We start from the raw sequence: 26,561 nt of genomic DNA, 5'->3' as shown, positions 1-26,561 counted from the left end.
ACCACCCTATAACTCGTAGATCGTTGCTTCAGGCTGGTATCGTCCTGGGTGCGGCCGCGGCTTCCCCTTCGGGGATAGCCCAGGCGAGCGAGCCGGCTCATGACGTGACGTTCCTTGAAGATTTCGACGAGCTCTGGAGGACACTGGACGAGCGCTACTGCTATTTCGGGGAGAAGCGCACCGACTGGAGGGCAGTAAGGCGAATGTATCGCCCGCTCGCCGCTGCCGCCCAATCGTCCGAAGCGTTCGCCGGCATCGTTGGCCGGGTGATCGGCGAGCTGTACGACGCGCACACCCACTTGAATGATCCGGCACCGGATGCGCCGCGCGGGCCATATTTTGATCTGTGGGTCGAACCCAACCGCGATGGTACGGCGTTTGTCACAAGCGTTCGCGATGGTTCCTCCGCAGCGGATGCGGGCATTACGCCAGGGCACAGCGTAGTGGCGATCGACGGCCGCCCGATTGGGCAGATCACCTCGGACACGATGCCGCGCTGTCTTAGCCGTCCAGATCCAGCGGCAACGGCGTTTGCGCTTAACGTGGCGGTATCGGGGCGGCGCGGCATGCCAAGGACGTTAACGGTGCGGTCGACGCCAGGTTCGGAACACGTCGTTCCCGTCCGCGTGAAGCAACCTGTTACGCTCCCCAATGTCGAGAGCCGGATGTTAGGTCATGACATCGGTTGCATCGTCGTTCGCAGCTTTGCTGATGATGCGGTTGTGACGGCCTTCGACGCGGCGCTGGCAAGCTTCCGGAATGCACCCGGACTCATCATCGATGTTTGTCAGAATGGTGGCGGCGACACCGCGGTAGCCCGCCCGATCATGGGGCGATTTATCACCGAGACGATGCCCTATGCCCGCATGCGCAGGCGCGACGGCAACCGACTGAGTGCTGCCTGGACAGAGACCGTCGAGCCGCGGGGCCCCTTTACCTACACCGGTAAGGTCGCTGTCCTCACAACGCGGTGGAGCGCCAGCATGGCGGAAGGCTTTCCCATGGGCATGCGTGGCCTCGGGCGTGCGGCTATCGTAGGAACGCCAATGATGCGGGTAGGTGCCGCGGTCTTTCCGTTACGGCTCGACCGCACTGGTCTGGCGCTGCAATACTCAGCAGAACCAGTTTACGACGTCCAGGATAAACCCAGATGGGAACTGGAACCCGATGTACCTGTCCTCATGGGCGATAACATTTTGAAGGCTGCGATGCGCTATCTGCGATCAGCGTGACCCATCCCCGGCCACTGGGAGCGTCTCGTTCATACTCCAGAAGCCGACTGAGATGCGCCGGGTAACAGGGTTGCGACTTTCAAGCGGCTGCCCTCTCCATATGTAAGCAGAGCCGGATGGGCCGGCAGAGGTCACTTCAGCCAGGCGAACGCATCGAACTCGCGTGCGAAGACAGTGCGGGCAGCACGCTCGTAAACTTTGCGCCCAGCGTCGCCGTTGGTGAGCACCACGACCGCTGCGCCCGATACGAGGTCCACGACAAACAGGTTCGCGACGCCGTCGTTCGCACCCCAGTGCCAAGCGAAACCCCGCCCGCCGTCACTCTCCATTCCCCAGCCTAGCCCCCAGTCGAGTGTTCCCTTCACTCGAGTGGTCTTCGTCGAGAGCCCCGGATAGCGTTGTGCGAAAGCCAGGAACCGCGCGTAGTCGCTGGCGGTGGTCCACAGTCCGGCCGCCATGTTGGGCGTCATGAATATTGGCATCGCCGGTTTGCCAAGTGCGACGGCCGCTTTCTCCCGTTCGCCTAGCGTCCACCGGTCGACTGGTTTCGGCGGGCCAGCATCGCGACGCATCGCATAGCCCGCCGGGCCTTTGTCGATGAGTACACCTCCGCCTCCGTCGTGCGCCCACGCGACTGCTGGCTCGGTGTCCCTTGCCCATCCATAGGTGCTTCGGCTCATTCCCGCCGGTCGCAGGACCCGCGTTTCCACCACCTGCGCGGCGGTCTGCCCAGTAACTGCCTCGACCAACCGGCCGAGCAGTACGAAGCCCTCGCCAGAGTAGCGGAATCGCGTGCCGGGAGGGAACGCGGCTGTTAACGGCTCGCCCGCTTCATCGCGCCAGTTAGGCAGGCCACTAGAGTGGGAGAGCAGGTGGCGAGGCGTAATCGATCGCGTTGCAGCATCGTCCGTGAACGCGACATGCTCCGCCACCGGCCGGTCGAGGTCGATCAAGCCCTCCCGCACCATGTCATGAACCGCGACCGCCAGAACCACCTTGGACAGCGATGCTGCTTCGAACAATGTATCGGGTGTCGCGGGCACCGCATTAGCCTTTGCATAGCCGACCGCACCAGACGAGATGGCGCCGGAGCGGTCCAGCATTGCCCAGCTCGCGCCTGGTACGGACGCCAGGTTCATCCAGGTGGACATGTTGGCAAGCATGCCGGGTGTCGTCGCGGTTTTTGCATCTGCCGCCATGGCTAGGGCGAGCGTCCCGAAGCTCGGGGCAGCGAGCATCGTCCGCCTGGACACCAAATCCATTATCAACTCCCGTCAGCGACCTACTTATCGCCATACAGGTTCGGCGTGACTAGGCTAGCTGAGACCACCGCGCGGTAGACCGACGACCGATCCGCGTCAGCGAGGACCCAGTTCCGGACGTTCGTGGCCTTTTTTCGGCTTCCCGCTTTCTGCCATCCATTCATATTAGCAGCGGAGAAGGTGCTGAGCCCAAGCTTCACGCGCTGTTCCGCCAACGTTCTCAAAAAGGTCGGTCAATTGGGGCTTTTATATCGCTTCGGGCGTCCGTCACGTCGTTAGAAACAGATGCTAAATTGCTAGGTCTCGACAGCGGTCAACTCGGGCGATGTCCTCATCGGGCTAGCCGGTTGCGGTAGACCATCGACGTTCAAGATGTGGTGAAGCGATCAAACTTGCCGGGCGCGGCATGCTGGGCGGTGGATCAAACACACCGTTGGCCAGGTAATTGATGGCGGTGACGACGCCTGCATGCGAAAAAGGTTTGGCTATCACGCCGTGCGCGCCAGAAAAGTCTGGGGGTATCTTCGATACATTAGCAGTGACGAAAACAATCAGTGCGTCGGGCCAGTGCGCCCGTATGTAGTGGCACACATCTAGACCGTTCGAGTCGTCCGCCAAGTGTATATCGACGAATGCAAGCTGAGGATTAAGGTCGTCGGGTAACGCTTCGACATCCTGAAGGCTCGCGGCTTCCGCCAGAACACGGTGGCCGCTGTCCTCGACCATGGCCTCGATGTCCATCGCAAGGAGCATCTCGTCTTCGACGATCAGGACGTCCAGCCGGTTGGTCATGATCCTACCCCGGTTTGCGGAAATGTGATCGTCACACACGTTCCGGGCGCATTGTCTTCCCAAGTCGCCTCGGCATGAGCCTGACGGGCGAGGCGGGTTATCAATGAAGTGCCGATGCTTCTGCCACGGGCGGCAGAGGGCATGCCGGGTCCGTCATCGCATATGCGAATGGTGCCGTGGTCATCACTTCCCTGGACCACAAGGCTCAAATGTCCCGACCGACCATCCGTGAAGGCATGCTTGACTGCGTTGGTCAGGATTTCGTTGAGGATCAGACCGAGCGCCGACGCATTGGCGGCATCCACGAATAGCGGCTGCGCCCTGACATCCAGTGTGATGTCGCTGCGTCCACTTGACCCTACCACGTCCGAGACAAGGCTTTCTGCGAAACTGCCGATATCGAAGCGGGCAATATCAGAGGACTGGTATAGCTGACGATGCACCACGGCGAGGGCGTCAACGCGCTCCAGCATGGAATCGAGCTTCGCCGCTACCGAGGGATCATCGATCGTTCGCACCTGAAGCCGCAACAGCGACCCGATCATCGTCAGGTTGTTTTTTACCCGGTGATCGACCTCGTGGAGTAGGATGGTTTTGGCATCAAGCGCGGCGCGTAGATCAGCGGTGCGCCATTCCACCTCCCGCTCGACCAAAAGCTTCTGATCGTTGATGATCTTCTGGGCTTCGACCCGGTCGCTGACGTCGAGCTGGGATGCAAAAAAGAAGCGGATCACACCGTCCTTGTCTCTGACCGGGGACAGATACAGAGCGTTCCAAAAGGTGGTGCCGTCTTTGCGATAGTTCAGCAGGTCGACGTCGATATCATGCCCGGCCGCTATAGCTTCGCGCACCTTTGCAACCGATGCACGATCGGTGTCAGGGCCTTGAAGGAAGCGACAGTTACGCCCAACGATCTCGCCTCGCGTGTAACCGGTCAGCTCCTGAAACGCGACGTTACAAAAAACGATGGGATTATCGTCCTGTGCCGGGTCGGTAATTACCATCGGCATACGCGTAGCGCGTACAGCGGCTGCGAAGGGATCGCCTCGACCGTGTTCGTATTCAAGAGCGTCGGTTAGATGCCAGTCGTCGCGTTGCTTCAAGATTGCCTCCGGCGAAGGCCGGAAGGCTTCACGTCTCCGTGAAACGTAATCTGCCTGGGTTGGTTCCCTGGACTGTACCCTTCATTAAAAATGCGAGTTTTTTTTGCGAAGTTCATTAGGTAGGTATGATGCCAATGCCGCCCCCTTCCGCAGACTTCCCCGATGCCGCCAGCATTACCGGGAGGGAAATATTCGAACAGGATTGGTCGCTTACGTCGCTAGGTTCGATGAAGGGTTGGCCACCATCGTTGCGCTCAACCCTCGCACTGATGCTTGCATGCCCGACCCCTATGTTCCTCGCGTGGGGACCGGAGCTTCTATGCTTCTATAACGACGCATACCGGCCGTTCCTAGGCTACCGGCTTTATGCTGCCCTTGGCCGCCCGTTCAGGGAAGTCTGGGGAAGCATCTGGGACGACATCGGCCCCTTGGTCGCTGCTACCCTTGCCGGGGAGTCGCGGACCATGACCGACATGCCGCTCAATCTCAGCCGTAGGGGCGTCGACGAGGAGGGGTGGTGGACCTTTACCTATTCACCCGCCTTTGACGATGAGGGTACGATTGCGGGTTTGTTTTGCGTCACCAGCGAGACGACGGCGCAGGTTGTAGCCGAGCGGGGATTGCGTGACCTCGCAGAGACGCTGGAAGAGCAAGTGCGCGATCGTACCGCCGCGCTTCTGCTCTATCAGAACATAGTTCAGTCCGATCAGGCACCGGTGTGCGCCTTCGACAGGGATTGCCGCCTCATCGCCTTCAACCGGGCGCACAGTGACGATTTTCACCGCATCTACGGCTACAGGGTCCAGATCGGTGATGACTTCCCCAGCCTGTTCCTGCCCGATCAGGGCGCTGTGATCCGTGGTTTCATGGAGCGCGCCCTGGCTGGCGAAAGCTTCACGATCGTCGAGGAGTTCGGCGACCCCGATCGCGCAAAACCCTATTGGGAAGTCGCCTACTCACCACTGCGCGATGAGGAGGGAAGGATCTTTGGTGCGTTCCATCATGCGCGGGACATCACTGATCGCGTCCGCGCCCAGGCTGAGCTTCAGGGCGCGCAGGAAGCCCTGCGTCAGTCGCAAAAGATGGAAGCGGTGGGTCAGCTTACCGGTGGTCTGGCTCATGACTTCAACAATCTGCTGACCGGCGTGATGGGCAATCTGGAGCTGCTGCATCTGCGCATCACACGGGGCAGGACGGACGATCTCGAGCGCTTCATCACCGCCGCACAAGGAGCTGGAAATCGAGCTGCATCGCTTACCCAGCGATTGCTGGCGTTCTCGCGACGCCAGACCCTTGATCCCAAGCCTACGGACGTCAACCGTTTGATCGCCGGGATCGAGGAACTGATCCGTCGCACGGTCGGACCGGAAGTCCAGATGGAGGTCGTCGGCGCGGCCGGACTATGGCCGGCGATGGTCGATGCCAGCCAGCTCGAAAACGCCCTGTTGAACCTGTGCATCAACGCTCGCGATGCCATGCCGGGGGGTGGCCGCCTGACGATCGAAACCGCCAACAAGTGGATGGGCGGGCGAGCGGGACGGGAGCGCGATATCGCACCGGGGCAATATTTGTCGATCTGTGTGACGGACACCGGCACTGGCATGACACCTGAAACGATCGAGCGGGCCTTTGATCCGTTTTTCACGACCAAGCCGATCGGGCAGGGAACCGGTCTGGGGCTATCGATGATCTATGGCTTCGCCAAACAGTCCGGCGGGCAGGTGCGCATCTACTCGCAGATCGGCGAAGGTACGACCCTTTGCATCTATCTGCCCCGCCATCGCGGTGACGTCGATAGTGCTATCGATGCGGAAGGCGAGGATGGCACCGCCATATTGCGCGCGGAAGGTCGTGAAACCGTCCTAGTCGTTGATGACGAACCGACGATCCGACATCTGATTGACGAGGTTCTTGACGAAGCGGGTTATCACGTGATCGAAGCCGGTGATGGTGCCGCAGGCTTGACGATACTTGAATCGGGCACCCCAGTCGATTTGCTTATCACCGACGTAGGGCTGCCGAATGGTATGAATGGCCGCCAGGTCGCAGATGCGGCGCGAGTGTTGCGCCCCAACTTGAAGGTGCTTTTTATCACCGGCTATGCCGAGAATGCCGCAGTCGGCAATGGCCACATGGAACCCGGGATGGAGCTGCTGACCAAGCCGTTTTCGATGACTGAGTTGGCACGGCGAGTGCACGACATGCTTGGTACCAACCGGACAGACTAGTCTGTCAAGGTGGTTTAGAGCTTTTCCCAGATATAAGCGGCGCGTGAGACGGCTGCGCCATTCCCGTTGGGATGATGTAATGGGACTGTCCGCTTCGAGTGGATTCAGTTAAAAGTCGGTAGTTTCGGAGGCCCCGGAATTTCCGTTCGTTGAACACTTTCGTTGAAAGCTATTGATTTACAGAATGTCGCGCGGACGTATTATGCCTGCGCCTCAAAGCACGAAAGTTTCACGTTCCGACTTTTTCAACACAATCAGTGGGAAACGGACATTCGTGGGATCGCATGATCGAGGTCCGCTAAAGTCAGAAGCGGACCGTCGCCGGGCGGATCAGGTAGGGAAATGAATTCCGCACAGTTTGTTACCGTCAGGGTCACGAAAATAGGCCAGTTCGATGGTGCCCATGGAGGCAGTTTTGCGCGGACCGGGCGGAGCTTCGATCGAGGTTCCGCCAGCGGCAACGGCGGTGTCGTGAAGCTGCTTCACCTGCTCGGGCGAGTCGCAGGAAAAGGCGACGGTGCTGCCGTTAGCGACGCCTGCCGGTTCGTCATTGATCGGCTGGCTGACGATGAAGTTAGTCCCGTTGCCATTATTGTAGATCAGACGTGTATGGCCGCTATCGGCGATGTTCCGCGTACCTTCCCCTGAACCTAGGGTGCCAAGCACCATGTCGTAGAAGCGCTTGGACCGTTCAATGTCGTTCGATCCGACCATGGTGTGAAAAAGCACGCGTACTCTCCTGAGGCCGGATCGACTGCCCATCGCCAGTAGCGGTCTTACCTAACCGAAACATAACCCGCAGTCACCCCTGTGCCCTTGGAATGCTCGCTCCTAAGCGACAGCGGACATTCCCATAACGAAGGTCTGGCGGGACACTCGCACGGGCGATCGCGCCTCTAACAGGCTGGGGCGCCCATTTTCCCAAAATCTGTTCCCAATTGCTCTTTCCCGAAATGGCCAATCGGAGACGGAGAAACGGGAAAGAGCGCGCTTAACGAACGGGCGTTATCGGCAACCCGGATCGCAATTCTGAACGTCCGATTGTGGGCGAACACGCCCTGCCCCACGGCTTCCGGCCAGACCCAGTTGCAGACGGTCGTGCGCATTCGACCCGCCCCCAACTTCGGACGTCTGTTCATCTCGGGCGGACGATCGTTCGTAGATTTACTGAGCGGTCGCCTAACAGCCGAGTTTGGGTGAGACGCGGGGGGCAGCTCTGCGGACCAAGCGGACGGCTCAGCCCCTTCAAAAACTATTTGCGCACCACGGTCTGGCAATTGCCCTTACTGTCACGCGCCTGAAGGCACTCGTCCAGACGCAAGTGCCTGCAATGCCAGGACATGACCCTTGAAGGCTTTCCGCCCCGCGGCCGTGGCAACGATCCAGGTCCTTTGCCGGGTGTTCACCGTAGCCTTCCGCAACTCGATGTATCCACCATCACTCAACTGCGAAAGATGCTTGGACAGAACGGAATCGCTGACCCCGATGACGTCGCGCGCAGTCCCAAACTCCATCTCGCTCACATCGGTCAGCAATGCCATGAGCTGTAGCCGTGCCGGTGGGTGGATCAGCGGATCCAGCCGTTCAGCGCCCATCTTGCGCTCCATCCAGTTCCCTCCGGTACACCCGCTCCCACACGATGCTCATGATCGTAGCGAACACCACCATGCCGCCACCAACCGCGAACGGCGCCCAAGCCAGACCATAGCGTGTCTTAAGGCCCGTGGCGGCTATCAGAGCAGCCAACCCGACCAGCAGCATCGCGAGCGTCACCCGCCAAGTGCGCCCCGACCGATAACCGCTGACGAAGAACCCGTCCCGCTGCCGATCGCGGGCGACCACCATCGCGGTGGCGGCCATGCAAGCGGCCGCCACGATCAACGGCCATGGCCCGGGCAGCGCAAAGCCGGCGATCAGGCCGCCCAACAGCAATCCCACCACGCCATGGCGCGCTAAGGACCATTTCGCCCGCTTAGCCAACGCCCCGCGTGTAACCCGCATCACGTCCAGCAAACGAGCAGCTTCCTCCTCATTCATGCGCAATTCTCCCGCAGGCCGCCCGCCCGCTTTCCACCTTCACAACTTACGACTTGACGATATGGAAAGCAACATTCACTTTCCAATACGGAAACTGGCACAAGGGAACGAACATGCTGCTCATATTGGCTTGGATTGCCGTCATGCTCATCGCGGGGACATGGTGGGTGCGGAGGGATATCACGGCGTACGCACGCTTCCAGACGCAGTCCGACACGATCGACCGGCAGCGGCTGTACCGGCGATGGCTGATCGAGAGCTTCGTCGTTCTCGTAAGTGCAAGCGTGTTCAGCCTTTGGCTGTCCGACGCGTTATGGCCCTTCAACGGCTTCCCGTCGGCGTTTGCCCCAGCGAGCCGCTTGCTACAGTCCGATGGGTCGATCTCCGGCGATCAGTGGCTGCCGATAGCGATCGGACTTTTCTTTGGCATGGTTCTATCGGTCGCCATCAAGTGGCGGCAGATCAAGAAAAGCCTAGCGCCAGGGGCAGGTCCGGACCAAGCGCTGATCCCCCGCAACCGTCGCGAAGCAACGCTGGCGCTGTTGCTCAGCCTGAATGCAGGTTTCAGCGAGGAGCTGTTTTTCCGACTGGCGCTTCCGCTGCTGTTTCTGCAGGTCACGGGCTCGCTCACGGTCTCGCTAGTTCTGTCGATGTTGGCGTTCGGTCTGGCGCACGCGCATTACGGTTGGAAGGGGGTGCTTGCCACCACAGCTGCGGGTGCGCTGTTGACAATATACTATCTGCATCACGGATCGCTGCTACGGGTCATGACAGCACATGCGGTCATCGACATAACCGCTTTTTTCATCCGCCCCGCGATCGCGGACCTGATCCTCTCGCGTAAAGCGCCGCGATGGACCATTGCGGCGTCGTGAAGAGACTGGCGTTACCTCGCCCCGCGAGCTGGGCGGATCGTGTGTCCCTTTCGTAAAGCCAGGCCGCTTAACGTATAATAGACCTTAGGCTTTCTTCTAGGGCGCAACTGAACGGTTGGAAATGAGGCGTTACCTGACAGGCAGCTCAGCGTCAGGAGCGACCCACAAAGCGACATTCACGCCTCTTGCGCCGCGTCCCAGAACCGGCCGCCCGTTCATGTTCTAACTTGACCTGGGCTTTAGCCGGTTTGGGTCTGCAATTTGTGGAAGAGGAAGTAGAGATGGCGGCCGGTGGGTCGATTATCCCGTAGCAACGCGAACTACAGCGTGGCAGATGCTAATCCGTCCGACGCATTGTTCTGAAGTTATTATATTATTGCTTGGTATCACTGGCGCCTGCTGATGCAGGTGCTGGTTCAGGGTTAGCCGGCGCAATCATCACAGATCGGTCGCGGGACGTGTTAGTTTTCACAAACTTGATGCGACGTTTCTGCTCGCCTGTGAAAGGTCGCGCTGTAAATTCATCAGAGAATAGAATGCCAACAAACTTATTAAGTCCTTGGATGAAAAAGCTGTAAGTGCGATCCGCCCCGGTATCCAGCTTGTCGATATAGACGCTGCTTTTCCCTGACCAGATCGCCGGGCCAGCCGTCCTAGCAGTAGGGTTCTGAGGATTGTTGGGGTCTTGAATACGTTCATGGACGGATAGCTCTACGGGTATCTTCAAACCATACAGCGGCTTCTCGCCGTAGTTGGTTAGGCGACAAAGAACGGCCCAAGGAGCCAGTCCGTCGGGGTACGTGATGGCCGTTCCCGGTGCCTGCTGAAAGCCCATTCGAGCTATTGCCATCTGGACATTTTCGCCGTTGAAGAAGGTAGGAATGACGTTGTAGCCGCCCTCTTGTGGGACGACCGTCGGTATCTGTGTTTGTTCGCACCGGAAATCGACCGTACCGTTCAGCGGATCGGCTTCGACCGCGACCTTAGCGGGACGGGTGAGCTGATATGCCAATCCTGCGGCGACGGCGACGCTCGCGAGAAGATACAGGCAGCCGGACACGAGCGGAGGACGGGAGGCTTCAGATATCGCTGCGTAGATGGCGATTGCTAAACCAGCGGTGATGCCCGGCCACGCGAGGTACGGCGGGACCGTCTTGATAGCATACGGCATCAAACCGCTTACGATTGATATTCCCAAGCCGATCCAAATTCCGCGATCCATGGGAGCAGATTGATCAACTTCGCCTAGAATTGGAAGCGGTGGCCGTTAAGTTTCGGGAGGACTCCGCGTAGCTGCCGACCAGCGCATCCACCTGTAGCAGGCGCGGGCGCTGCGCCCAGTCCGGATCTACCGGATAGGTGTCTTCCGTCGGCGATCGGCCTCTAGCCCTATCATTCGTAGAAGCTACTGGTATCGACCGTGAGGCGAATCGCCTCGGCGTCGATATCAAGCGGCTTGCCGGCTTCCGCCACGACCTTCACCTTGTAGGGGTAGCTGTCGTCCGAGCGCATGCCGATGTCGCTTGCTACATCGCTGTTCGAGCCATATTGCAATTCAACCTCGACTTCACCGGTGACGCAATACTCGATTTCCCGCGCATCGAGCCGGCGTACCTCGATCTCGTCGATCCAATGCCCGTCAATGCGCGTGTGCGTCGAGAGCTCGTCCAATTCTTGGATCGTGTCGAGGATCATGCTCTCGAACACCGCATTGTGGAGTGCCGTGCCGACGGCATCCTTAATCGAGCCTCGTGCTTCGGTGGCATCCTCGAGCAGGGTATGGACTTCGGTGATCACCTCATAGAGCATCTCGCGAACCGCGCTGCCCTTACGTACTACGGTCTCGACCCGCACGTGGGTTGCCTTGTGCAGCTTGTCCATCGCGTCGAGCAGCGGCTTGGCCATCGCAGCCGTATCGACCTTGAGCTTCTCCTTGACAAAGTCGTCCGGCAACCCAGCCTGCACTATGTACCGCGCACGCTGCCCGCGTGTTACTGTCTTGGTGTCCTTAGCTTGTTCAAACCAAACGCAGCGCCTCACTTCATCGTCGGGCGCGAGGCTGTGAAGAACATGCGTGGCAAGCTCGCGCAGCGCACTCGCTACGAGGTTGCCGCGGATCGGATTGGTTTTGTCGCGGCCGACCGTTATCGCGCCCTTACAAAGACTCTTCAGGAACCTGTCGCGCGGCAGAAGCGCTATTAGACCGCGTCGCGCATCCTCAACGTCCGCCCATGCGGTGGTTCCTACCATGCTCACCCCCGCAGTTGCTGCTTTGCTGGAGCGCAGAGATGGGCAGTGGAGAGGATGGTCGCAACAGCGCCGATCTTCGAATGTTGTTGGCAGATTTGGTCCGAACGAGGGGGGACGGACCCAGAGGCAGACAATCGTAGGCGCTTGGCCGTTTCCCGGAAGCGGACATTTGTTCATGCCGGCCTTGCGGTGCTTTCGGGGCTCTCTAACGCATTGGCTGATCTGCGTGACATTATAGCCTGTAGACGGGCGAGGTCGGGCAGGACTAGCATCAGGCATGAAGGCGCTTCCGCAGGATCTCGCCGAGCTTTTCGAGTTCGATTCCGCCACCCTGCGGGTTGCCAGCCGGGAGGGCAAGCATCGCGAGTTCAAGCGTCAACCGGCCGCCGGCGACATGCTCCGCTACGGCAAGACGCTAGCTGCGTTCTCGAACACTGACGGGGGCGTTATCGTCTTCGGCGTGACGGATGCGCCACGCAGCATCGTTGGCATCAACGATGCATTCCAAGACGAAGCGAACTGGGCTAACTCGCTGCGGTCGGCGTTCGCCCCCGAGATCGACTTCGCAGTCCGTGAATACGTGGTCGGCGACAGAAGGGTAGTCGTCATCGGTGTGGATCGCGGGCGCGACCTGCCTATCGTCTGCCTGCGCGACAGCAGCGTGGAGCGCGTCGTCAACGGGCGGGCGAGATCGGAAGCGCTGCTGCAGCAAGGCGCAATCTACTACCGGCAGGCAGGGCAGACGCGGCCCATCCATCATCTCGAACTACGCACTATGCTGGAGCGCCGGGACGCCGACCGCCTCGCCGCCTTTATGCAGAACCTCAGAATTATCTCGGAGGTCGGTCCCGACAAGATTGGCATCCTCGACATGTCGAAGGGAGCCGCTGACGGGGACACGACCCGCCTCTACCTGTCACGCGAAACCGCCCGCCATCTAAACTTCATTGAACGCGGCAGGTTCGTCGAGAGCCAGGACGAAGGCGATCCCGCCTACATGGTAATCGGGAGCGTCCAGCTGAATCAGGCGCTGGCGGGTCCACTCGATCCCGAGGATCAGAACCTGCCGAACGAGGCGGCGGACAAGCTAAGACCCGCCGTTGAGGACGTCTACTGGCCCGATGTTCCCTTTACCGGCCAGCACCTCGCCAAATTGGCCAAGTACGTCGGCTTGCGCGGCGACGCGCCAGCTGACCCACGATACTGCATCGTCGACGAGAAGGTCCGCCGCGTCTACTATACCAGGGCCGGAATCGAGCGACTGGAGGAAGCGCTACGCGCGTCGCCGGGCGAGGCGCTCGCGTCCTTCGCGTCCAAGGCTACGATCGACCAGTTCGAAGCCGAGTAAGACTTAGACGCGCCGCAATCAAAACCTAGTGCCCAAGACCGACATCTGCGGTACCCGATCGGGTTTGTAGGTGTCGCAACATAGCGCTCGGGAAAGACTCACAACGCGACACTCAGCGCTTGTTCGTCGGTCTCCAATTTTAGACATCCGTTCATCTCGGTTGCACGTTTCGCCAAACTTCTACGGACGCTGCCGTTTGACGAATGCTGAGTGTCGTATCGTTCGCTACGGGCGCAGCTGTACCAAGTTAACTGACGGCGCGCAGATTGCCCTTGAGGTAGCTGGCATTCATTACCGGATGCGGGGTGAACCGCTCGGTCACGATGACGATGCGTCCCACTTCGCATGGCTCATTCTCGATGCGGTCGAGCGCGTCGTTGACGATCCGGCATTGCTCCTCATTCAGGTAAAAGCGGTGGTTATCGAGAAATGCGCGGGGTTTGTGATAGTTCTCAAGGGTAGCGGTGCCGATTGCCGTCACGGCCGCCTCGATTCGCGTTCGATCGACCCGCGGTCGCAGCAGCGGGACTACGTCCAGGGTGCGGTCTTCCGAGATCACGAAGGCCATACGCGGCACCGAGCCCGCGGCAACGTAGCGAAGCGCCGAGTTGTACCGCGCGCCGCGAGACGGCGTGCTCTCGTCGACCCCCTGCCCGTCCAGAATGACGCCGATGGCGTGGCAGACGCCCTGTGGGTCGGCCAGTATCGTACCGTCGATGGCGGTGGCCCGTTCCAACAGCTCCTTGCTGAGCGGGACAGGCGCAATGACGGTGCCCTGGTTCGAGAGCCTCGCCGCTTCTTCGGCGGCATCCTCCGCAATCACCACCGAGCTGCCGCGGCGGAGCTGGGTCAGCAGATCGAGCACTTTTAGGAAACGCGCGATCGACGGCTCGTCAATTCGCGCGAAGACCCGGCGCATGTTGTCGACGAAGCGCTCACGGCCGATCGGCTCCTGCGGCAGGCGAGCTTCGCCAAAGCGGCAACGCAACAGGATCTGGTCGCCTCGCCGCAGGTCCCACTGATGGTGATCGAGGAACTCGATCGAGAAGGGTGGCGCGCTAACGTCTGACACCCGGCCTAGCCCTGAAATGTCGCCGTATTCCGCGATCAACGCAGGCTCACCGGTCGCCATCTGGAGCAGCTTTCGGGCCCAGCGCGTCTGCGAGAGTGCGACCGACTCTTTCAGCCGCAGAACGTACTCGACATTGGGATCATCGGCGGCCGCGAGCACGATGCGACCGATGCCTGTGCTTCCTTCATAACGCAGCTGTGAGAGGCGGTTGAGATGCTCGAAAAGGTCGGTCGTGCAGAAACGTCCGGGAAGGAAGGAACTTCGCATAAAGTTTGAAGCGGCGACCCGGATGATCTCCTCGGCCGTCCGCATCGCGTCCGTGTTCGATCGGCCGGGATCGGGCACGAACAGCGCGCGTCGGCCCTCATTGAGGAGCTGACGGACGCAGGCAAAAACGAGGTTGGTCTCGTACTGCTCTGCCTGCCAAGTCAGTTCGATGGAAGGATATTGAGCAAACAGGCGTTCCGGGAGCTGGAGCACGCAGACCACTTCATAGTCGCCGACCGGGTAGGCCTCGCTGCAGAAGCTCCGCTGCCCGAGCCGCCGATCCTCGTCCTCCAGCCGGCGCTTGACCTCGTCTGCGATCGTCAATTGGCGGATGCGTGTCGGCTTCTCGCGCATCGAGAGCTCGTCACCGTAGAACATCTTTTGAAGTGGGTGCTTGGGGATCGCCGCCTCGACCGCGTCGCTCAAGCCCTCGAACAGGGTGACCGACCACTCGCCGTCTTCGGGCTCGACACAAACCGGATGGCTAGGTCCGAGACCGGGCCGGCGCAGACCGACGAGGAAAACCTTGGGCTCGGCTTCGGCGCCCAGCTTCTCGAAAACGCCCTTGGCCCGGATCTCGAGCCCGACGCGGAAGTGGGTCTGATAGCCCCACATGAACAGGTTGATGACGTGCGACATGACCGTGCAAATGTGAGCCAGCCGCCGCCGCTTCTCAAGTCTTTCCGCTTCTCCCGCAAAGCGGGTAAGGGTTGCCGATGCAGAACTCAGACGAGTTATCCCTTGAGACCACGGCCCAGCCGTTCCGCATCCTCAGCCTCGATGGCGGAGGCGCCAAGGGCTTCTACACTTTGGGGGTGCTGCGCGAATTGGAGGCGCACGCTGGAAAGCCGCTGCATGAGGTGTTCGATCTGATCTTCGGAACCAGTACTGGCGCCATCATCGCATCGCTGTTGGCGCTTGGCCGATCGGTCGACGACGTCCATTCGCTCTACAAGAACCACGTGGTCAAGGTCATGCAGCACAAGTCGGCAGCGGAGAAGACGGCTGCGCTGAAGAAGCTGGCGACCGACGTCTACGCAGATACAGGCTTCGATGCGGTGAAGACCGGGCTGGGCATCGTGTCGACCCGCTGGGACTTGGAGCGACCGATGATATTCAAGGCCGACGCCGGCCAGGCGCACGGGCGAAAAGCGACCTTCGTTCCCGGTTTCGGCGTGAAGGTCGGCGACGCTGTGATCGCATCCTGCTCGGCTTACCCGTTCTTCGAGCGAGCGATCGTGACGACCTCGAACGGCGATCGCGTCGAGCTCGCCGATGGCGGCTACAGCGCCAACAACCCGACACTTTACGCGCTAGCCGATGCGCTCAATGCCCTTCGGCGACCGCGTGCATCGCTGCGCGTCGTGAGTGTCGGCGTGGGTATCTACCCGACGCCGAAACCGGCCTTCCTCAGCAAGATGTGGTTCGCCGGCTACTTGGAGAGCGTGCAGCTCTTGCAGAAGACGCTCGAGATCAACACGCAGTCCATGGATCAACTGCGCCAGGTACTCTACCACGACGTGCCGACAGTCAGAATCAGCGAGACCTTCGAGAAACCCGAGATGGCGACCGATCTCTTCGAGCACGATCTCGAGAAGCTGAACCTGCTCCGCCAGCGTGGCGCTGAGTCCTTTGCGAAAAGCGAGGCCGCTCTGACCCTGCTGCTGGCGTGAGCGCGCGATGACCATCGCTGAAAGCCAGCTTGACACCTGGTCGCACCAGGGCTCCGTCGCGCAGTCTGCCGCGACCTATCAGACAGTCCGTGGCGTGCTTAAGCGGGCCGACGCACCCTATAGCAGTCGCAATTACGCGATCTTCCTTCAAGGCTCCTACGCCAACGACTCCAACATTTACGCCGACAGTGACGTCGACATCGTTATGCGCCTGGACTCGGTCTATTATAGCGACACGTCCGAGCTGTCCGAAGCCGAGCAAGCCGCCTACAAACGCGATTTCGCGCCCGCCCAATATAGCTGGATGCAATTTCGACAGGAGGTCATCGAACATTTGTCGGCGACCTACGGATCGGCGGTGCAACCCGGCAAGAAGGCGATCTTTGTCGCCGGCGCGGGCATTAGGGTCAGGACTCGTTGATCACAGCCAGAAGATGACGGTGGCAGCGAGGGCGATTGCGGAGAAGAAGGCGGTGGGGCAGCGGTCGTAGCGGGTGGCGACCCGGCGCCAGTCCTTGAGGCGGCCGAACATGATCTCGATGCGGCTGCGACGCCGATAGCGGCGCTTGTCGTACCGGACCGGTTCGTTGCGCGACCTGCGGCCCGGGATGCAGGGCTGGATACCTTTGGCCTGGAGGGCGTCCCTGAACCAGTCGGCGTCGTAGCCGCGATCACCAAGCAGCCACTGCGCCTTGGGCATGTCATCGAGCAGCGCTGCCGCGCCGGTGTAGTCGCTGACCTGGCCCGCGGTCATGAAGAAGCTCAAGGGGCGCCCGTTCGCATCGGCGATGGCGTGGAGCTTGGTGTTCATGCCGCCTTTGGTGCGGCCGATCAGGCGGCCGAGATCCCCTTTTTAACCCGCAGGCTCGATGCCGTGCGGTGAGCCTTCAGGTAGGTTGCGTCGATCATGACCGTCTGCGGCTCGGCGCCAGCTGCAGCCAGACCTTCCATCATTCGTGTGAACACACCGGCCTCGCCCCAACGCTTCCACCGATTGTACAGCGTCTTGTGCGGGCCGTACTCGCCGGGCGCATCTCGCCAGCGCAGCCCATTGCGATTGACGAATACGATGCCACTCAGCACCCGCCGATCGTCTACCCTCGGCCTACCGTGGCTCTTGGGAAAGAACGGCCGCAGCCGCTCCATCTGCTCGTCCGTCAGCCAAAACAGGTCACTCATCCCGGTCTCCTTGCGGAGCCTGAATCAGATCGCGACGCTCACATCAATGGGTCCTGACCCTAAAAGCCTTGCAGCGCTGGCACTTCGGAACGACTGCCTGCAGTTGTAAGGCCGACATCTCCAACGCGAGGGGTGGCCGCGATTGCGCCAGCCCCAGTTCCTAAAGCAGCAGTAGTTTTGATAAATCTGGCACCTATGTCCCCGCTCTGACTATATGGTCGAGGTGGGTCAAACAGTTGTGAAATTTTGATCAACCAAAAACTGGTTTGTATTTGCAGGACAGCACCCGTATTAACGCCCGGCCAATCGATAGAGACCTATCGAAAGTGTCACCCCTTCCCTGGACGACTGAAAGCGGCCTTTTTCTGTGCGTTGGCTATGTCGCAAGCGCTTCACCCCGACGAGGATGGGCCCGAGTGGGGCGCTTGCCTAATCACTGTCCGCTGCTGACGGGCCAAGGCGCATCTGGAGAGCAACTGATCGGGCGACGCTTACGCCGCTTCGATGTCGAGTTTGAGAGCAAGGCCGGGCCCATCGAACAGCCCGCCCCCTCGTCTGCTGAGACGTTCAGAACTTCAGGCCTCGAGGTGCGCAGCATACTGGTTCTCCCGTAGGCAATCAGCGGCCAGTGGCAGCGGATCGTTCCGAGCACTAAGCCACGACATGACGATCCGCGGCGAACCTGACAGCCCCATCTCGATGAGGAGAGGTGGAGTGGTCAAAGCCGCACGTTCGTGCTTTGACACGGAAAACGCCGCACTAGCTTAGTTGCGGTAACGCTCAGGCCGCTTCAGCAAACTCGTCAGTATACCATCGCTGATGGCCCCTGCGCCGCAACCCATTGCTGAACATGACGCCGATTTTGAGGCGGTTTCAGGCAAGCATCATTGAAAATGAAGCGAATTACGGCTCCACGCCTGAAGCACGGGTTCGATTCCCGCAGGGGTCGTCTTGAGCCGGTCTTTTTGCAGGGAAAGTTTTGCCCAAAGCCTACGGGAGCGGTTTCCGTAGCATCGTCTGTGACGGAAAAAGCACGATTTTTCCGAAAATCGACATTATCAAGGTCATAGCTGGATTTTGCGATAGAGCGGTTTGCGTGTCGCCATGGCCCCCGTTATCCTTTCGTTAAGGACAAACTCGAGGAAACCAACATGAAGCGTCTACTCATCTCGACCATGGCATTCGCATCCGCCTTCGCGATGGCCCCAGCGGCTCATGCAGTTGACTTCACCCCGAACGATCCGGAATTCACCGTTCGAGGCGATATCAACGATGGTACCGTTTCGGCAGATTTTGGCCGTTCGGGCATCGCGGCCGGCACCTTCCAGGATACCTTCAACTTCATTATCGATCAGACCGGTCTGGCTAGCGGCACGCTGAGCACGAACACCACGCGGCTGACGAGCTCGACCGATCTCGACATCCTGTCGGTGTTCATCAACGGCTTCGCAGCCACGAAGACCATTGTCGGCAACGCCGAGTTCTTCGAGCTCAACGACGTCTCGATCGCATCGGGTGTGCCGAACCAGATCGTCGTGAACGGCACGTCGCGTGGCAACGGCTCCTATGCCGGCACCGCGACCTTCGAGCCGACGGCAGCAGTTCCCGAGGCTGGTACCTGGGCAATCATGCTGTTCGGTATCGGCGGGATTGGCGCATCGATGCGCGTTCGTCGTCGCCAGGCGAAGATCGCATTCGCCTAAGCCTATTTCACAGCTGGTCCCAGTGGCCATCTGTGTGAAGGCAGCCGTCAACCTCTCGAGGTTGGCGGCTGTTTTTGTTTAACCGCCGGCGCAATGGGTTTGCCGAAGAGTCCATGTGGCGCGGTGGGCGCTGTCGATCGATAATTGGGCAAGCGGGATGGCCCATACTGCGCCCAACAGCTCAAACCCCGAGATCGCGAACGCGCCTGAATGGACGCCGTCAGGTACCGAACACACGTCCTGGTATCGGCATCCATCGATCTACAGCCACGCAGAGCCACGTACGCGGCTGGGACTGGTAATGACCACCGGTGTGCGCCATTTTGGGGTCATGATGTTCAAGCGTGGGCGGAGAACTATAACATGAGTCTACGCTTGGAGCATGTTACCAAACTCGCACATAGCAAGGAAGGCCTGAGGGCTGCTTACGCCGCGGGTGTCGATCATCAGCGCAATGGTTGGCTGAGATATCCACCATGCAAATGGGACCATCCAGCAATTCTCGCTTTTGATGAAAGCGGAACTTGCGTTGGCGGTATCAATTGGGGCGAGGACCATGATGATCGAACGCTCACAATCACGTTTGCCTGGGGTTCGCCTACTGCTCCTGCAGCCTTTGCTGCCGTACTTTCGCGGTTCCGGAAGGTTCACCTAAACGGGTGGTTTACCGAAATCCACTTCACGATATCAACACATAACGAAGCAATGCGAAAGGCCGTAAAAGTGCTTGGGCTTGTTCCTCGGGCCTTTACTTTTGAGATGCCGGTAAAGGACATGACCAGGTCTTGATAGAAAAAATGCCCGGCTGGGAAGCCGGGCATTTTCGAGCTTAGCCGTTATAAGGCTTTGCGTTATTCTAATATCGCATATTGGATATATTATGTTAAAGACAAAGGTATAAGTCAGTAGCCTCTGTAAGCCTCACCACTGTTTCAGCGACGCATTGCGCTATCCCCTGCAAAATGCGCCAGTAAAAGATGATAGCTACTTATGCTGTTGACACTATTAAGCCCTGATGGGCTTACCGATAGGCCAGTAGCGCATGTGAACCCCCCGAGTTGAAAGTGTTTGTCTTTCGACAAGGGGACTTATGCAGGAACTCTATTTCGTAATTGTAATTCCATACGGTGAAAGGCGCATTAACCGCGACTGGCAGGTTTTTTTGACTCTCTGCTCGAGTGGTGATGTATCAAAGTCCCCGTAGCCGTCCGCATAAGCGGACCGTGCTGAGAGTAGGGGCAGACCACCCTCATCTTTACGCTAGAAGCGACGTTCCAGGCGATTGGCCTACGATATGGATGCCGGTCAGAACCTCCGCCTCGCCCTCACCTAGTTGCGACCCGAGTGTGCAATCGACTGAGGACCAATGGCCACAAGCTTGGAATTCGCTGCATTTAGCAGGCGTCTCGCCGGCACTTTGGCGCTTACTGAGTAAGCCCTACTTTGCCGCTTCTTCGGCACCACGGTCCGCTTGCTCTTTGACGCTGCGGATGTTGCCCGGCCGCGGATAACTTCGCGCGTTTTCCAAATGCCCGTGGCGGGGCGGGTCGTAGAGTTGCCGAGTGCCATCCTGGCAGGAGTGCTGTTGACACGCACGGTGTTGTAGTCCGCCTGCCATGCCTCGCTGATTCGTCCCGCCGTCGCCAGCGAGCAGGTGTTCGCTCAAACCCCCGGCGCGCAAAAGAGAATTGGACAATTTCACGAATTCATTCGTCGGTAGGTCAGTAATGCGCAGGAGGCTCTATATCTATGATGAGATCCAGAAGTTCACGGCGTACTTGATCAAGTTCGAGTGCCCCCTGGAGGTCTCCGCGCTCAATCTTGGCATCGACTTCGCGCTGGGCGACGAACGCAGCATCCACCCCGTACCGACTAACCATAGTGTGGGCCGCAGAGTGCGCCACAGGGAAGTTCGATCGGTGGGAGGCATTCATGCTGCACCTCATTGATAATCATCATCAATGCACAAGCGCTCGACGAATTTGTTCAAGACGATTGTTGATAAAACCTTATGGTAAAGAAGGTGTTAATGGCCACACGCGCTAGTTCGATCAAGCGAAAGCGCCCCGCGTGGCTGTGCGAAAAAACATGGCGAGGCGCTAAAAAGGTACGCGGTACTGAAGGCCATAGCCTCGGTTTTTGGCTACACGCTTGATAGTTGAATATTCGTAAAGCACCCCGCCCGCTTGTGTGACACGCTTGATGTCGCGAGCGGGATGCCGAGCTCTCACTGTCTTGGGTCAGCGGGCTCTTAGGTCTGCCTCGCAGAGAGCCGTCTACGTCGCAAGCGCATTTTAGAATTGCAATCTCGCGGTGATACAGGCCGTTTTTAACTCGAGCAAGAATTGCCACGTTGCTGCCTGCGCAGACCTGCCCGCCCCAAACGCCGATCCGCGGGTCTGAACAGTCTGCTCTACAGCTCCGGCAGGCGGACTGAGCGTTTCCGCGGTACAGCCAGAACGGCTGTTTCCCAAGTCGACGCAAAAACAGACAGCCGATGTCTTCGTGCATTATCGATAACCGGCTCACGGCACGTGATGCTGTTGTCAGAACCCTAGATGTGTTCGCATAAATTCAGCGAAGCGAGGGGAAACGCCATAGCCGACTGAGGTTGCCAGTATGATAGCAATTGGGAGGCCCCAGACGACCGCAAGTACGCTGTACAGAATTATCATCTGAGAAAGATGGCAGAATTATCGTCTGTGACTAGCCCTAGTTCCGTTCCAAAAGCCTAAAGTGTCTCGAACTTGACCAATGTCTACGACCTGCAAGCGTTTAGGTGCGGAGCATCTAAAGCCGGCACGTCTGGTCTCGGTCGATCCTGACACCGAAAACTTAAGCCGCTCTAGCTTGGCCCAAGTTACAAGACAGCAGGCCCAAACCGGTTCAAAGGCACTTTGAGAAACGCCGTCCCACATTCGTCGGCATCTGGCAGTCGGCCGCCACGTATGTTCACCTGAAGCGCGGTGAGCATCAGGTCGGGTAGTGGGAGCGATGCGTCGCGTTTCTCACGGGTTGCGACGAACTCGGCTTCGTCGATGCCATCGTGAACATGGATGTTGTCGCGACGCTGACGTCCGAAATCCACTTCTTTCACGACGCGAAACAAGCCACCATTGGCCTTGAATGTTTAAACGCTCCGTCGCGATACTTAGCGAAGCCGGAACGGAAACGGGGAGTGCTAGCCTCCCCGTTTCGCTTATGCCTCCTCGGTGACCTTCGTTGCTCGAGGTTTGCGGGGAGGCTTGGGGGAATCAGCAGTAGCCTTTTCGGCTGTCTGACCAGGCTTACGCCCCAAACCTATCAACTTTGCCATGGTCCGCCGTGCTTCCGAGTACGAAGGTGCAACCATGGGATAATCAGCCTTCAGGTTGTAGCGTGCTCGATATTCCTCAGGCGTAAGGCCATTGCTCGCCAGATGGCGGCGTAATGTCCTGTATGGCTTGCCGTCGATCAAAGAAATGATGTGATCGGGCGACGCCAGCGACTTACGCACCGTGACAGCAGGCTCATAAGCTTGAGCAGATTCTTCCGGGGCTACTGAAGTAGCTGCGCCTGACAGTTCAGCGACAGCGGCATGCATTGACCGCAAAAATGCAGGTACATCCTCCGCATTTGTGCGGGTGTTAGGATTGGCCAACCACGCAGCGGTCAGTTCAGCGGCCAACTCGACCGCATTGATATCATCGGTCATTATAATCTCTGAATCTTTGTAGGGATGCATGCAAATAGGTTCTATCGCTCCGATTATCAAGTTAAATAGATATGTAACGAGGAGGTGATCCGCTGAGAGCTTAAGAAATTACCGTTTAATGGTCCATCTTGGGACGCTCCGCATATAACGAGGCACGATCTGCGCGTCGTTTGGTGCCGTGATTACAGCATATCATTTAGGATAAGCGACGCAGCACAGCCTATTCGCGATAGCGTTGTGCTCTTCCGACAAACTGCTTGATGCGACCGGATCAGGTCTTCGCTGGTGCGGTCCAGCTGATCCGGGCTAGAGTGCCGATTAGCGGCAAGCGAGGTACCTTAAACGTCCGACAGACAGACGCCTTACTAGCCTCACCGTCCAGTGCGGCTGTAATCCGTTCGAGGGTTTCGGTATCGATCGTCAGCGGGTGGCCATTTTGGCGTCCGCGACGCTTTGCCGCAGCAAGCCCAACCATTTCGCGCTCGCGCGTCAGCGCGCGGTCATACTGTGATGATGCATCGATATTGACTTATATTAAAGTGATACTATAGACCGCCTATTTGTCTTTCGCTAGTCTAGCTTAATATGGAGATAACCGGAATCAAAGTTGGCTACCTCTTGTAACTCTGCGACATTATGCAGCGTCAAGGTACGCTTCCGAAACTCCATTAACCCTTCATCGCGAAGCCGCCTAAGCATTCGGTTGACGTGAACCGGCGTAAGTCCAAGGGCATTGCCCAGTTGTTGCTGCGTAAGTGGCACAACGCAGGTCGAACCGCTCACGAGACCTAGACATGAGAGACGGGTATGCAGCTCGCACATCAGATGTGCGATGCGTCGATATGAATCCCGGTGGGCGATATTGACTAACCACGACCGCAGCACTGCCGCATCAACAAGAGTCGTCTGCCAGAAGGCTCGCGCCACATTGGGGCGATCAAGCAGTAGGGCTATCAGACGTTCGCGCCTTGCAGTGCCGATTGTCACCGGCGTTAGAGCGACTACGCCGTGATCCAACCGCCTTAGAAGCGTCGTTTCGCCGTTGCAGAAATCACCAGGCATCAGAAACGCTGTGGTTTGCCGCGATCCATCCATTAAGGTCACGCATTGGGCTGCCCATCCGTCGATCAAGACATGCAAATGCTCGGGTTGTTCACCTTCACGTAGAATATTTCCGCCTTTTTTGAAATGATGCGTGTCGCTGAAAAGCGCGAGCAGGCCTGATCGGTCATCGTCCGATAGGGCGGTAACCCGTTCCAGCTTGGTCATTAATTGGTCCATGCTTGCTGCAGATCTTAATCCAAGGCAACAAGCAAGCTGATTTATTGGGCTTGAAATCAGCAGCTTGATAGCTGAAGGCCACTACCGCGGTCATCAGCGTTAGGCGATAACCTCTAACGGCATCGGCTTCCTTGATAGCGGAGCATCTGCCTCCCTCTGCATTATTGTCACCACACGGTCAGACATGTAGAAAAGCGGTTGCAGTTACGACTGCGCGACAAACGTGTGCTTTATGCCAGCAAGCTCCCTGCAGGCGCGGGCTTTCGTCAAATCACAAACCTGATGGGGGATACCTCGTCACGGTTTTCAAAGGTCGTCACTGCGGTGGTGAAAAAGCCGGAAACTACCAAGCACGCGGCTGCCCACCGACCCGCTTAGCTGCGGCTGATTCTATTTCGTTTAAGTCGGCTTGCGTCAGAGCGCCGGTTGCGAGCATCTTTCGCATCAACTCGTCCAATAGGGCCGCAAGGAAGTGTATTTCACGTCGTTCTGAGCCCGTGTCTTCGCCCTCAGTGTTCACTTCCATGCGCCGTTCCTTGGTTCGCCGTGTACCTTAGACACGGCCATTAACGTCCGCCAGGCGAGCATGTTGCACACCCCGCGTCATAAATCAGGGCAAACGTTCTCGTCGCGGAAGGATCTACGTCACTCAAAACGTCGGACATAAATACGTGGTTTAGGAGTGTATCTGAGAAGTTCGACCTGTCGTCACTGACTGGTGCACGACAGAAGGATATCCTCCGACGACAGCCTCTTAATCGTCTCAAGACGCGATCGCCGATCCTGCCTGTGACGACTTACGTGTTTCTTCCGACAGGGCGTTCGATCATGTTTGCATCCTCCCGGATCATCAGCCGTCCGCTCGCGCCCGCGCAAACAGCCGTTTAAAGTCACTTGTCTCGATCGCTCCCATCGCCAGCATACGTCCGGCAAGATAGCCCGGGGTGCCGGTCAGACCGATCGAATAGGCCTCTTGACCGTTTGCACGTAGGCGCGCGGCGACGGCTTCTGCATGTAAAGCAAGCCACGTCGTCGCGCGCTGCCAGTCCCCTCCGGCACTGGTAACGACGTCTCGCAGCATGTCGTCGTCGATGATACGACTGTCGGTCATCAGTTGGCGATGAATGGCCGGATAGATCTCCTGTTCGGCACAGGCGAGCGCGATGCTCGCAGCACGTTCGGACGGTGGACCGAAGATCGGCCAGTCCTTATAGATGACCCTAACCTTGCTATCGCGTTCCACCGCCTCTTCCAAAGCGTGGAAGGCATGACGGCAGGCGGGGCAGCGGTAATCGGTGAAAACGGCAAGCCGGAGCGTCGCATCGGCTGGACCTTGCTCGGGTGAATTTCCACTGGTCAGGATCAGGTCGGCGGTCGGCCCAACATCCCGACCGATTGGAGCCGTGCGACGCAGCACCTGCCCGACTGCCCAGCCAGCCACCACGACAGCCCCAAGCCCTACCGCCTGCCTCCGGTTAAGTGGCTCTTGCATGTTCAGCGCGTCCAAGTCTGGCCGAAAGCTGCTGAGACAAGATGGCGTAAAGTCTGCAGATCGATCGCCTCGGCCACCATCTGCATGCCGACAATCAGCGATCGTGGCGCGTTCAAGTCAGCGCCGCCTGTGATTGAAAAAACACAGCTGTCCCGAAAATAGACATCATTCGGCGAACAGCCAATTTCAGCAATATATCGGTTTGTGAGTCGTCATGACCTCCATTATACCTTTGTTAGGCATAAAGTGAAGGAGGCCGTCATGAAACGTCTACTTTGTTCGACTATGGCATTCGTATCCGCGTTCGCGATGGCCCCAGCGGCTCATGCAATTGATTACACTCCGGGCGACCCAGAGTTCACGGTCAGCGGTGATATCACGAATGGTACCGTTTCGGCAGATTTCGGCCGTTCGGGTATCGGGATAGGCGCATTCCAAGATACCTTCAATTTCGTCATCGATCAGGCCGGTCTGGCTAGCGGTACGTTGAGCACGAACACCACGCGGCTGACGAGCTCTACCGACCTCGACATCCTATCAGTGTTTATCAATGGCTTCGCAGCGACGAAGACCATTGTGGGCAATGCTGAATTTTTCGAGATCAACAACCTGGCTATTGCTTCGGGTGCTCCGAATCAGATCGTTGTAAACGGTATGTCGCGTGGCAACGGGTCCTATGCCGGCACAGCAACCTTTGAGCCTTCGGCAGTTCCCGAGGCAGGTACCTGGGCGATCATGTTGTTCGGTATTGGCGGGATCGGTGCATCGATGCGTGTTCGCCGTCGCCAGGCAAAGGTCGCATACGCCTAAGCACATTTGATAGATGGTCCCAGTGTCCATCTATCTTAAAACACCCGCCAGCCTTTCGAGGTTGGAGGGTGTTTTTATTTGAGATTTAGTAAGCTCGGGTCCGCGCAATGAACGCCGTTGATCGATAAGTTTTAAAGCGAGTCAGTCGGTACTTCGCTCAACGGTAAAAGACCCTAGGTGTTTAGTCCCGGCATCTGGTGGATCGGATCGACGATGAACCTGTCCGGCTCTGACGTCCAGACTTTGGCGATGTATTCGTAAGG

The 26,561-nt window shown here is 58.6% G+C and carries 22 protein-coding genes; 8 read left to right on the top strand and 14 right to left on the bottom strand.

Annotation, left to right across the window (positions count from 1 at the left end):
* Nucleotides 1-104 precede the first annotated feature (104 nt).
* Nucleotides 105-1,232: a S41 family peptidase gene (locus SOM18_RS18685; RefSeq protein WP_320482151.1), complete on the top strand. Its 1,128-nt coding sequence runs from the start codon at nucleotides 105-107 to the stop codon at nucleotides 1,230-1,232.
* Between the two features lie 131 nt (nucleotides 1,233-1,363).
* Here the strand turns inward: SOM18_RS18685 and SOM18_RS18680 are convergent, their stop codons facing one another.
* The 3 genes from SOM18_RS18680 to SOM18_RS18670 form a co-directional block, all read right to left on the bottom strand.
* Nucleotides 1,364-2,494 (bottom strand): serine hydrolase domain-containing protein, encoded by a 1,131-nt coding sequence (locus SOM18_RS18680; RefSeq protein WP_320482150.1) that lies wholly within the window; start codon nucleotides 2,492-2,494, stop codon nucleotides 1,364-1,366.
* 339 nt (nucleotides 2,495-2,833) lie between these two features.
* Nucleotides 2,834-3,286 (bottom strand): response regulator, encoded by a 453-nt coding sequence (locus SOM18_RS18675; protein ID WP_056678011.1) that lies wholly within the window; start codon nucleotides 3,284-3,286, stop codon nucleotides 2,834-2,836.
* Complete coding sequence (locus tag SOM18_RS18670; protein ID WP_056678013.1) at nucleotides 3,283-4,389, bottom strand: histidine kinase dimerization/phosphoacceptor domain -containing protein; 1,107 nt, start codon at nucleotides 4,387-4,389, stop codon at nucleotides 3,283-3,285. Before SOM18_RS18670 ends, SOM18_RS18675 begins: the two co-directional genes overlap by 4 nt.
* A gap of 125 nt (nucleotides 4,390-4,514) precedes the next feature.
* Between SOM18_RS18670 and SOM18_RS18665 the strand changes: the two genes are divergently transcribed.
* Nucleotides 4,515-6,617 carry a hybrid sensor histidine kinase/response regulator gene (locus SOM18_RS18665; protein WP_414712143.1) on the top strand — a complete coding sequence of 701 codons (2,103 nt, stop codon included), beginning with the start codon at nucleotides 4,515-4,517 and terminating at the stop codon, nucleotides 6,615-6,617.
* A gap of 330 nt (nucleotides 6,618-6,947) precedes the next feature.
* Here the strand turns inward: SOM18_RS18665 and SOM18_RS18660 are convergent, their stop codons facing one another.
* The 3 genes from SOM18_RS18660 to SOM18_RS18650 all read right to left on the bottom strand — a co-directional run bounded on the left by SOM18_RS18660 (nucleotide 6,948) and on the right by SOM18_RS18650 (nucleotide 8,654).
* Nucleotides 6,948-7,346 (bottom strand): VOC family protein, encoded by a 399-nt coding sequence (locus tag SOM18_RS18660; protein WP_056678026.1) that lies wholly within the window; start codon nucleotides 7,344-7,346, stop codon nucleotides 6,948-6,950.
* A gap of 560 nt (nucleotides 7,347-7,906) precedes the next feature.
* Nucleotides 7,907-8,224, bottom strand: coding sequence for a transcriptional regulator (locus tag SOM18_RS18655; protein WP_244650371.1), 318 nt, complete (start codon nucleotides 8,222-8,224; stop codon nucleotides 7,907-7,909).
* Nucleotides 8,202-8,654, bottom strand: a complete 453-nt coding sequence (locus SOM18_RS18650; protein ID WP_056678030.1) for a hypothetical protein — start codon at nucleotides 8,652-8,654, stop codon at nucleotides 8,202-8,204. The genes SOM18_RS18655 and SOM18_RS18650 overlap by 23 nt, the downstream gene beginning before the upstream one ends.
* A 113-nt stretch (nucleotides 8,655-8,767) precedes the next feature.
* Here SOM18_RS18650 and SOM18_RS18645 point away from each other — a divergent pair, with 113 nt between their 5' ends.
* The gene (locus tag SOM18_RS18645) at nucleotides 8,768-9,529 is read left to right on the top strand and encodes a CPBP family intramembrane glutamic endopeptidase (RefSeq protein WP_197983189.1); all 762 of its coding nucleotides are present in this window, start codon (nucleotides 8,768-8,770) and stop codon (nucleotides 9,527-9,529) included.
* A 373-nt stretch (nucleotides 9,530-9,902) separates the two neighbouring features.
* On the opposite strand, the gene SOM18_RS18640 is transcribed toward SOM18_RS18645, so the two are convergent.
* Nucleotides 9,903-10,700, bottom strand: coding sequence for a hypothetical protein (locus tag SOM18_RS18640; protein ID WP_320482149.1), 798 nt, complete (start codon nucleotides 10,698-10,700; stop codon nucleotides 9,903-9,905).
* A gap of 221 nt (nucleotides 10,701-10,921) precedes the next feature.
* On the bottom strand, nucleotides 10,922-11,779 hold the full coding sequence (locus SOM18_RS18635) for a hypothetical protein (protein WP_320482148.1): 858 nt from the start codon (nucleotides 11,777-11,779) through the stop codon (nucleotides 10,922-10,924).
* 277 nt (nucleotides 11,780-12,056) lie between these two features.
* Between SOM18_RS18635 and SOM18_RS18630 the strand changes: the two genes are divergently transcribed.
* Nucleotides 12,057-13,127, top strand: coding sequence for an ATP-binding protein (locus SOM18_RS18630; protein WP_320482147.1), 1,071 nt, complete (start codon nucleotides 12,057-12,059; stop codon nucleotides 13,125-13,127).
* A 247-nt stretch (nucleotides 13,128-13,374) separates the two neighbouring features.
* Here SOM18_RS18630 and SOM18_RS18625 read toward each other — a convergent pair whose 3' ends face one another.
* On the bottom strand, nucleotides 13,375-15,105 hold the full coding sequence (locus SOM18_RS18625) for a diadenylate cyclase (protein WP_320482146.1): 1,731 nt from the start codon (nucleotides 15,103-15,105) through the stop codon (nucleotides 13,375-13,377).
* 77 nt (nucleotides 15,106-15,182) lie between these two features.
* Between SOM18_RS18625 and SOM18_RS18620 the strand changes: the two genes are divergently transcribed.
* Nucleotides 15,183-16,139, top strand: a complete 957-nt coding sequence (locus tag SOM18_RS18620) for a patatin-like phospholipase family protein (protein ID WP_320482145.1) — start codon at nucleotides 15,183-15,185, stop codon at nucleotides 16,137-16,139.
* Between the two features lie 7 nt (nucleotides 16,140-16,146).
* Nucleotides 16,147-16,560: a nucleotidyltransferase gene (locus SOM18_RS18615; protein ID WP_320482144.1), complete on the top strand. Its 414-nt coding sequence runs from the start codon at nucleotides 16,147-16,149 to the stop codon at nucleotides 16,558-16,560.
* On the opposite strand, the gene SOM18_RS18610 is transcribed toward SOM18_RS18615, so the two are convergent.
* Nucleotides 16,561-17,318, bottom strand: a protein-coding gene (locus SOM18_RS18610; RefSeq protein WP_320482143.1) for an IS5 family transposase whose coding sequence is annotated in 2 segments (ribosomal slippage) — nucleotides 16,561-16,985 and nucleotides 16,985-17,318 — 759 coding nt in all. Because the reading frame shifts where the segments join, the coding sequence is not laid out codon by codon here.
* Nucleotides 17,319-18,469: 1,151 nt separating this feature from the next.
* Here SOM18_RS18610 and SOM18_RS18605 point away from each other — a divergent pair.
* Nucleotides 18,470-19,021: an FxDxF family PEP-CTERM protein gene (locus tag SOM18_RS18605; RefSeq protein ID WP_159513506.1), complete on the top strand. Its 552-nt coding sequence runs from the start codon at nucleotides 18,470-18,472 to the stop codon at nucleotides 19,019-19,021.
* A gap of 2,860 nt (nucleotides 19,022-21,881) precedes the next feature.
* On the opposite strand, the gene SOM18_RS18600 is transcribed toward SOM18_RS18605, so the two are convergent.
* From SOM18_RS18600 to SOM18_RS18585, 4 genes are all read right to left on the bottom strand, one after another.
* Nucleotides 21,882-22,130 carry a hypothetical protein gene (locus SOM18_RS18600; protein ID WP_235516376.1) on the bottom strand — a complete coding sequence of 83 codons (249 nt, stop codon included), beginning with the start codon at nucleotides 22,128-22,130 and terminating at the stop codon, nucleotides 21,882-21,884.
* A gap of 90 nt (nucleotides 22,131-22,220) precedes the next feature.
* Nucleotides 22,221-22,715 (bottom strand): MucR family transcriptional regulator, encoded by a 495-nt coding sequence (locus SOM18_RS18595; protein WP_320482142.1) that lies wholly within the window; start codon nucleotides 22,713-22,715, stop codon nucleotides 22,221-22,223.
* Nucleotides 22,716-23,285: 570 nt separating this feature from the next.
* Nucleotides 23,286-23,984 carry a Crp/Fnr family transcriptional regulator gene (locus SOM18_RS18590; RefSeq protein WP_320482141.1) on the bottom strand — a complete coding sequence of 233 codons (699 nt, stop codon included), beginning with the start codon at nucleotides 23,982-23,984 and terminating at the stop codon, nucleotides 23,286-23,288.
* 862 nt (nucleotides 23,985-24,846) lie between these two features.
* Nucleotides 24,847-25,437 carry a DsbA family protein gene (locus SOM18_RS18585; RefSeq protein WP_320482140.1) on the bottom strand — a complete coding sequence of 197 codons (591 nt, stop codon included), beginning with the start codon at nucleotides 25,435-25,437 and terminating at the stop codon, nucleotides 24,847-24,849.
* 312 nt (nucleotides 25,438-25,749) lie between these two features.
* Here SOM18_RS18585 and SOM18_RS18580 point away from each other — a divergent pair, with 312 nt between their 5' ends.
* Nucleotides 25,750-26,298 carry an FxDxF family PEP-CTERM protein gene (locus SOM18_RS18580; protein ID WP_192143134.1) on the top strand — a complete coding sequence of 183 codons (549 nt, stop codon included), beginning with the start codon at nucleotides 25,750-25,752 and terminating at the stop codon, nucleotides 26,296-26,298.
* The last annotated feature ends 263 nt before the right edge of the window (nucleotides 26,299-26,561 follow it).

The sequence above is a fragment of the Sphingomonas sp. CFBP9019 genome (assembly GCF_034045155.1).
In the GTDB taxonomy this organism is placed as follows: domain Bacteria; phylum Pseudomonadota; class Alphaproteobacteria; order Sphingomonadales; family Sphingomonadaceae; genus Sphingomonas; species Sphingomonas aerolata.
Note: the sequence above shows the minus strand (reverse complement) of the source record. Positions and strands in the feature narration are given on the sequence as shown.

Excerpts from the sequence above, each read along its gene's own strand:
- SOM18_RS18675 (WP_056678011.1), bottom strand. The coding sequence starts at position 3,286 with ATGACCAACCGGCTGGACGTCCTGATCGTCGAAGACGAGATGCTCCTT.
- SOM18_RS18650 (WP_056678030.1), bottom strand. The coding sequence starts at position 8,654 with ATGAATGAGGAGGAAGCTGCTCGTTTGCTGGACGTGATGCGGGTTACA.
- SOM18_RS18630 (WP_320482147.1), top strand. The coding sequence starts at position 12,057 with ATGAAGGCGCTTCCGCAGGATCTCGCCGAGCTTTTCGAGTTCGATTCC.
- SOM18_RS18590 (WP_320482141.1), bottom strand. The coding sequence starts at position 23,984 with ATGACCAAGCTGGAACGGGTTACCGCCCTATCGGACGATGACCGATCA.
- SOM18_RS18580 (WP_192143134.1), top strand. The coding sequence starts at position 25,750 with ATGAAACGTCTACTTTGTTCGACTATGGCATTCGTATCCGCGTTCGCG.
- SOM18_RS18645 (WP_197983189.1), top strand. The coding sequence starts at position 8,768 with ATGCTGCTCATATTGGCTTGGATTGCCGTCATGCTCATCGCGGGGACA.
- SOM18_RS18680 (WP_320482150.1), bottom strand. The coding sequence starts at position 2,494 with ATGGATTTGGTGTCCAGGCGGACGATGCTCGCTGCCCCGAGCTTCGGG.
- SOM18_RS18665 (WP_414712143.1), top strand. The coding sequence starts at position 4,515 with ATGATGCCAATGCCGCCCCCTTCCGCAGACTTCCCCGATGCCGCCAGC.
- SOM18_RS18615 (WP_320482144.1), top strand. The coding sequence starts at position 16,147 with ATGACCATCGCTGAAAGCCAGCTTGACACCTGGTCGCACCAGGGCTCC.
- SOM18_RS18595 (WP_320482142.1), bottom strand. The coding sequence starts at position 22,715 with ATGACCGATGATATCAATGCGGTCGAGTTGGCCGCTGAACTGACCGCT.
- SOM18_RS18625 (WP_320482146.1), bottom strand. The coding sequence starts at position 15,105 with ATGTCGCACGTCATCAACCTGTTCATGTGGGGCTATCAGACCCACTTC.
- SOM18_RS18640 (WP_320482149.1), bottom strand. The coding sequence starts at position 10,700 with ATGCCGTATGCTATCAAGACGGTCCCGCCGTACCTCGCGTGGCCGGGC.
- SOM18_RS18605 (WP_159513506.1), top strand. The coding sequence starts at position 18,470 with ATGAAGCGTCTACTCATCTCGACCATGGCATTCGCATCCGCCTTCGCG.
- SOM18_RS18655 (WP_244650371.1), bottom strand. The coding sequence starts at position 8,224 with ATGGAGCGCAAGATGGGCGCTGAACGGCTGGATCCGCTGATCCACCCA.
- SOM18_RS18620 (WP_320482145.1), top strand. The coding sequence starts at position 15,183 with ATGCAGAACTCAGACGAGTTATCCCTTGAGACCACGGCCCAGCCGTTC.
- SOM18_RS18635 (WP_320482148.1), bottom strand. The coding sequence starts at position 11,779 with ATGGTAGGAACCACCGCATGGGCGGACGTTGAGGATGCGCGACGCGGT.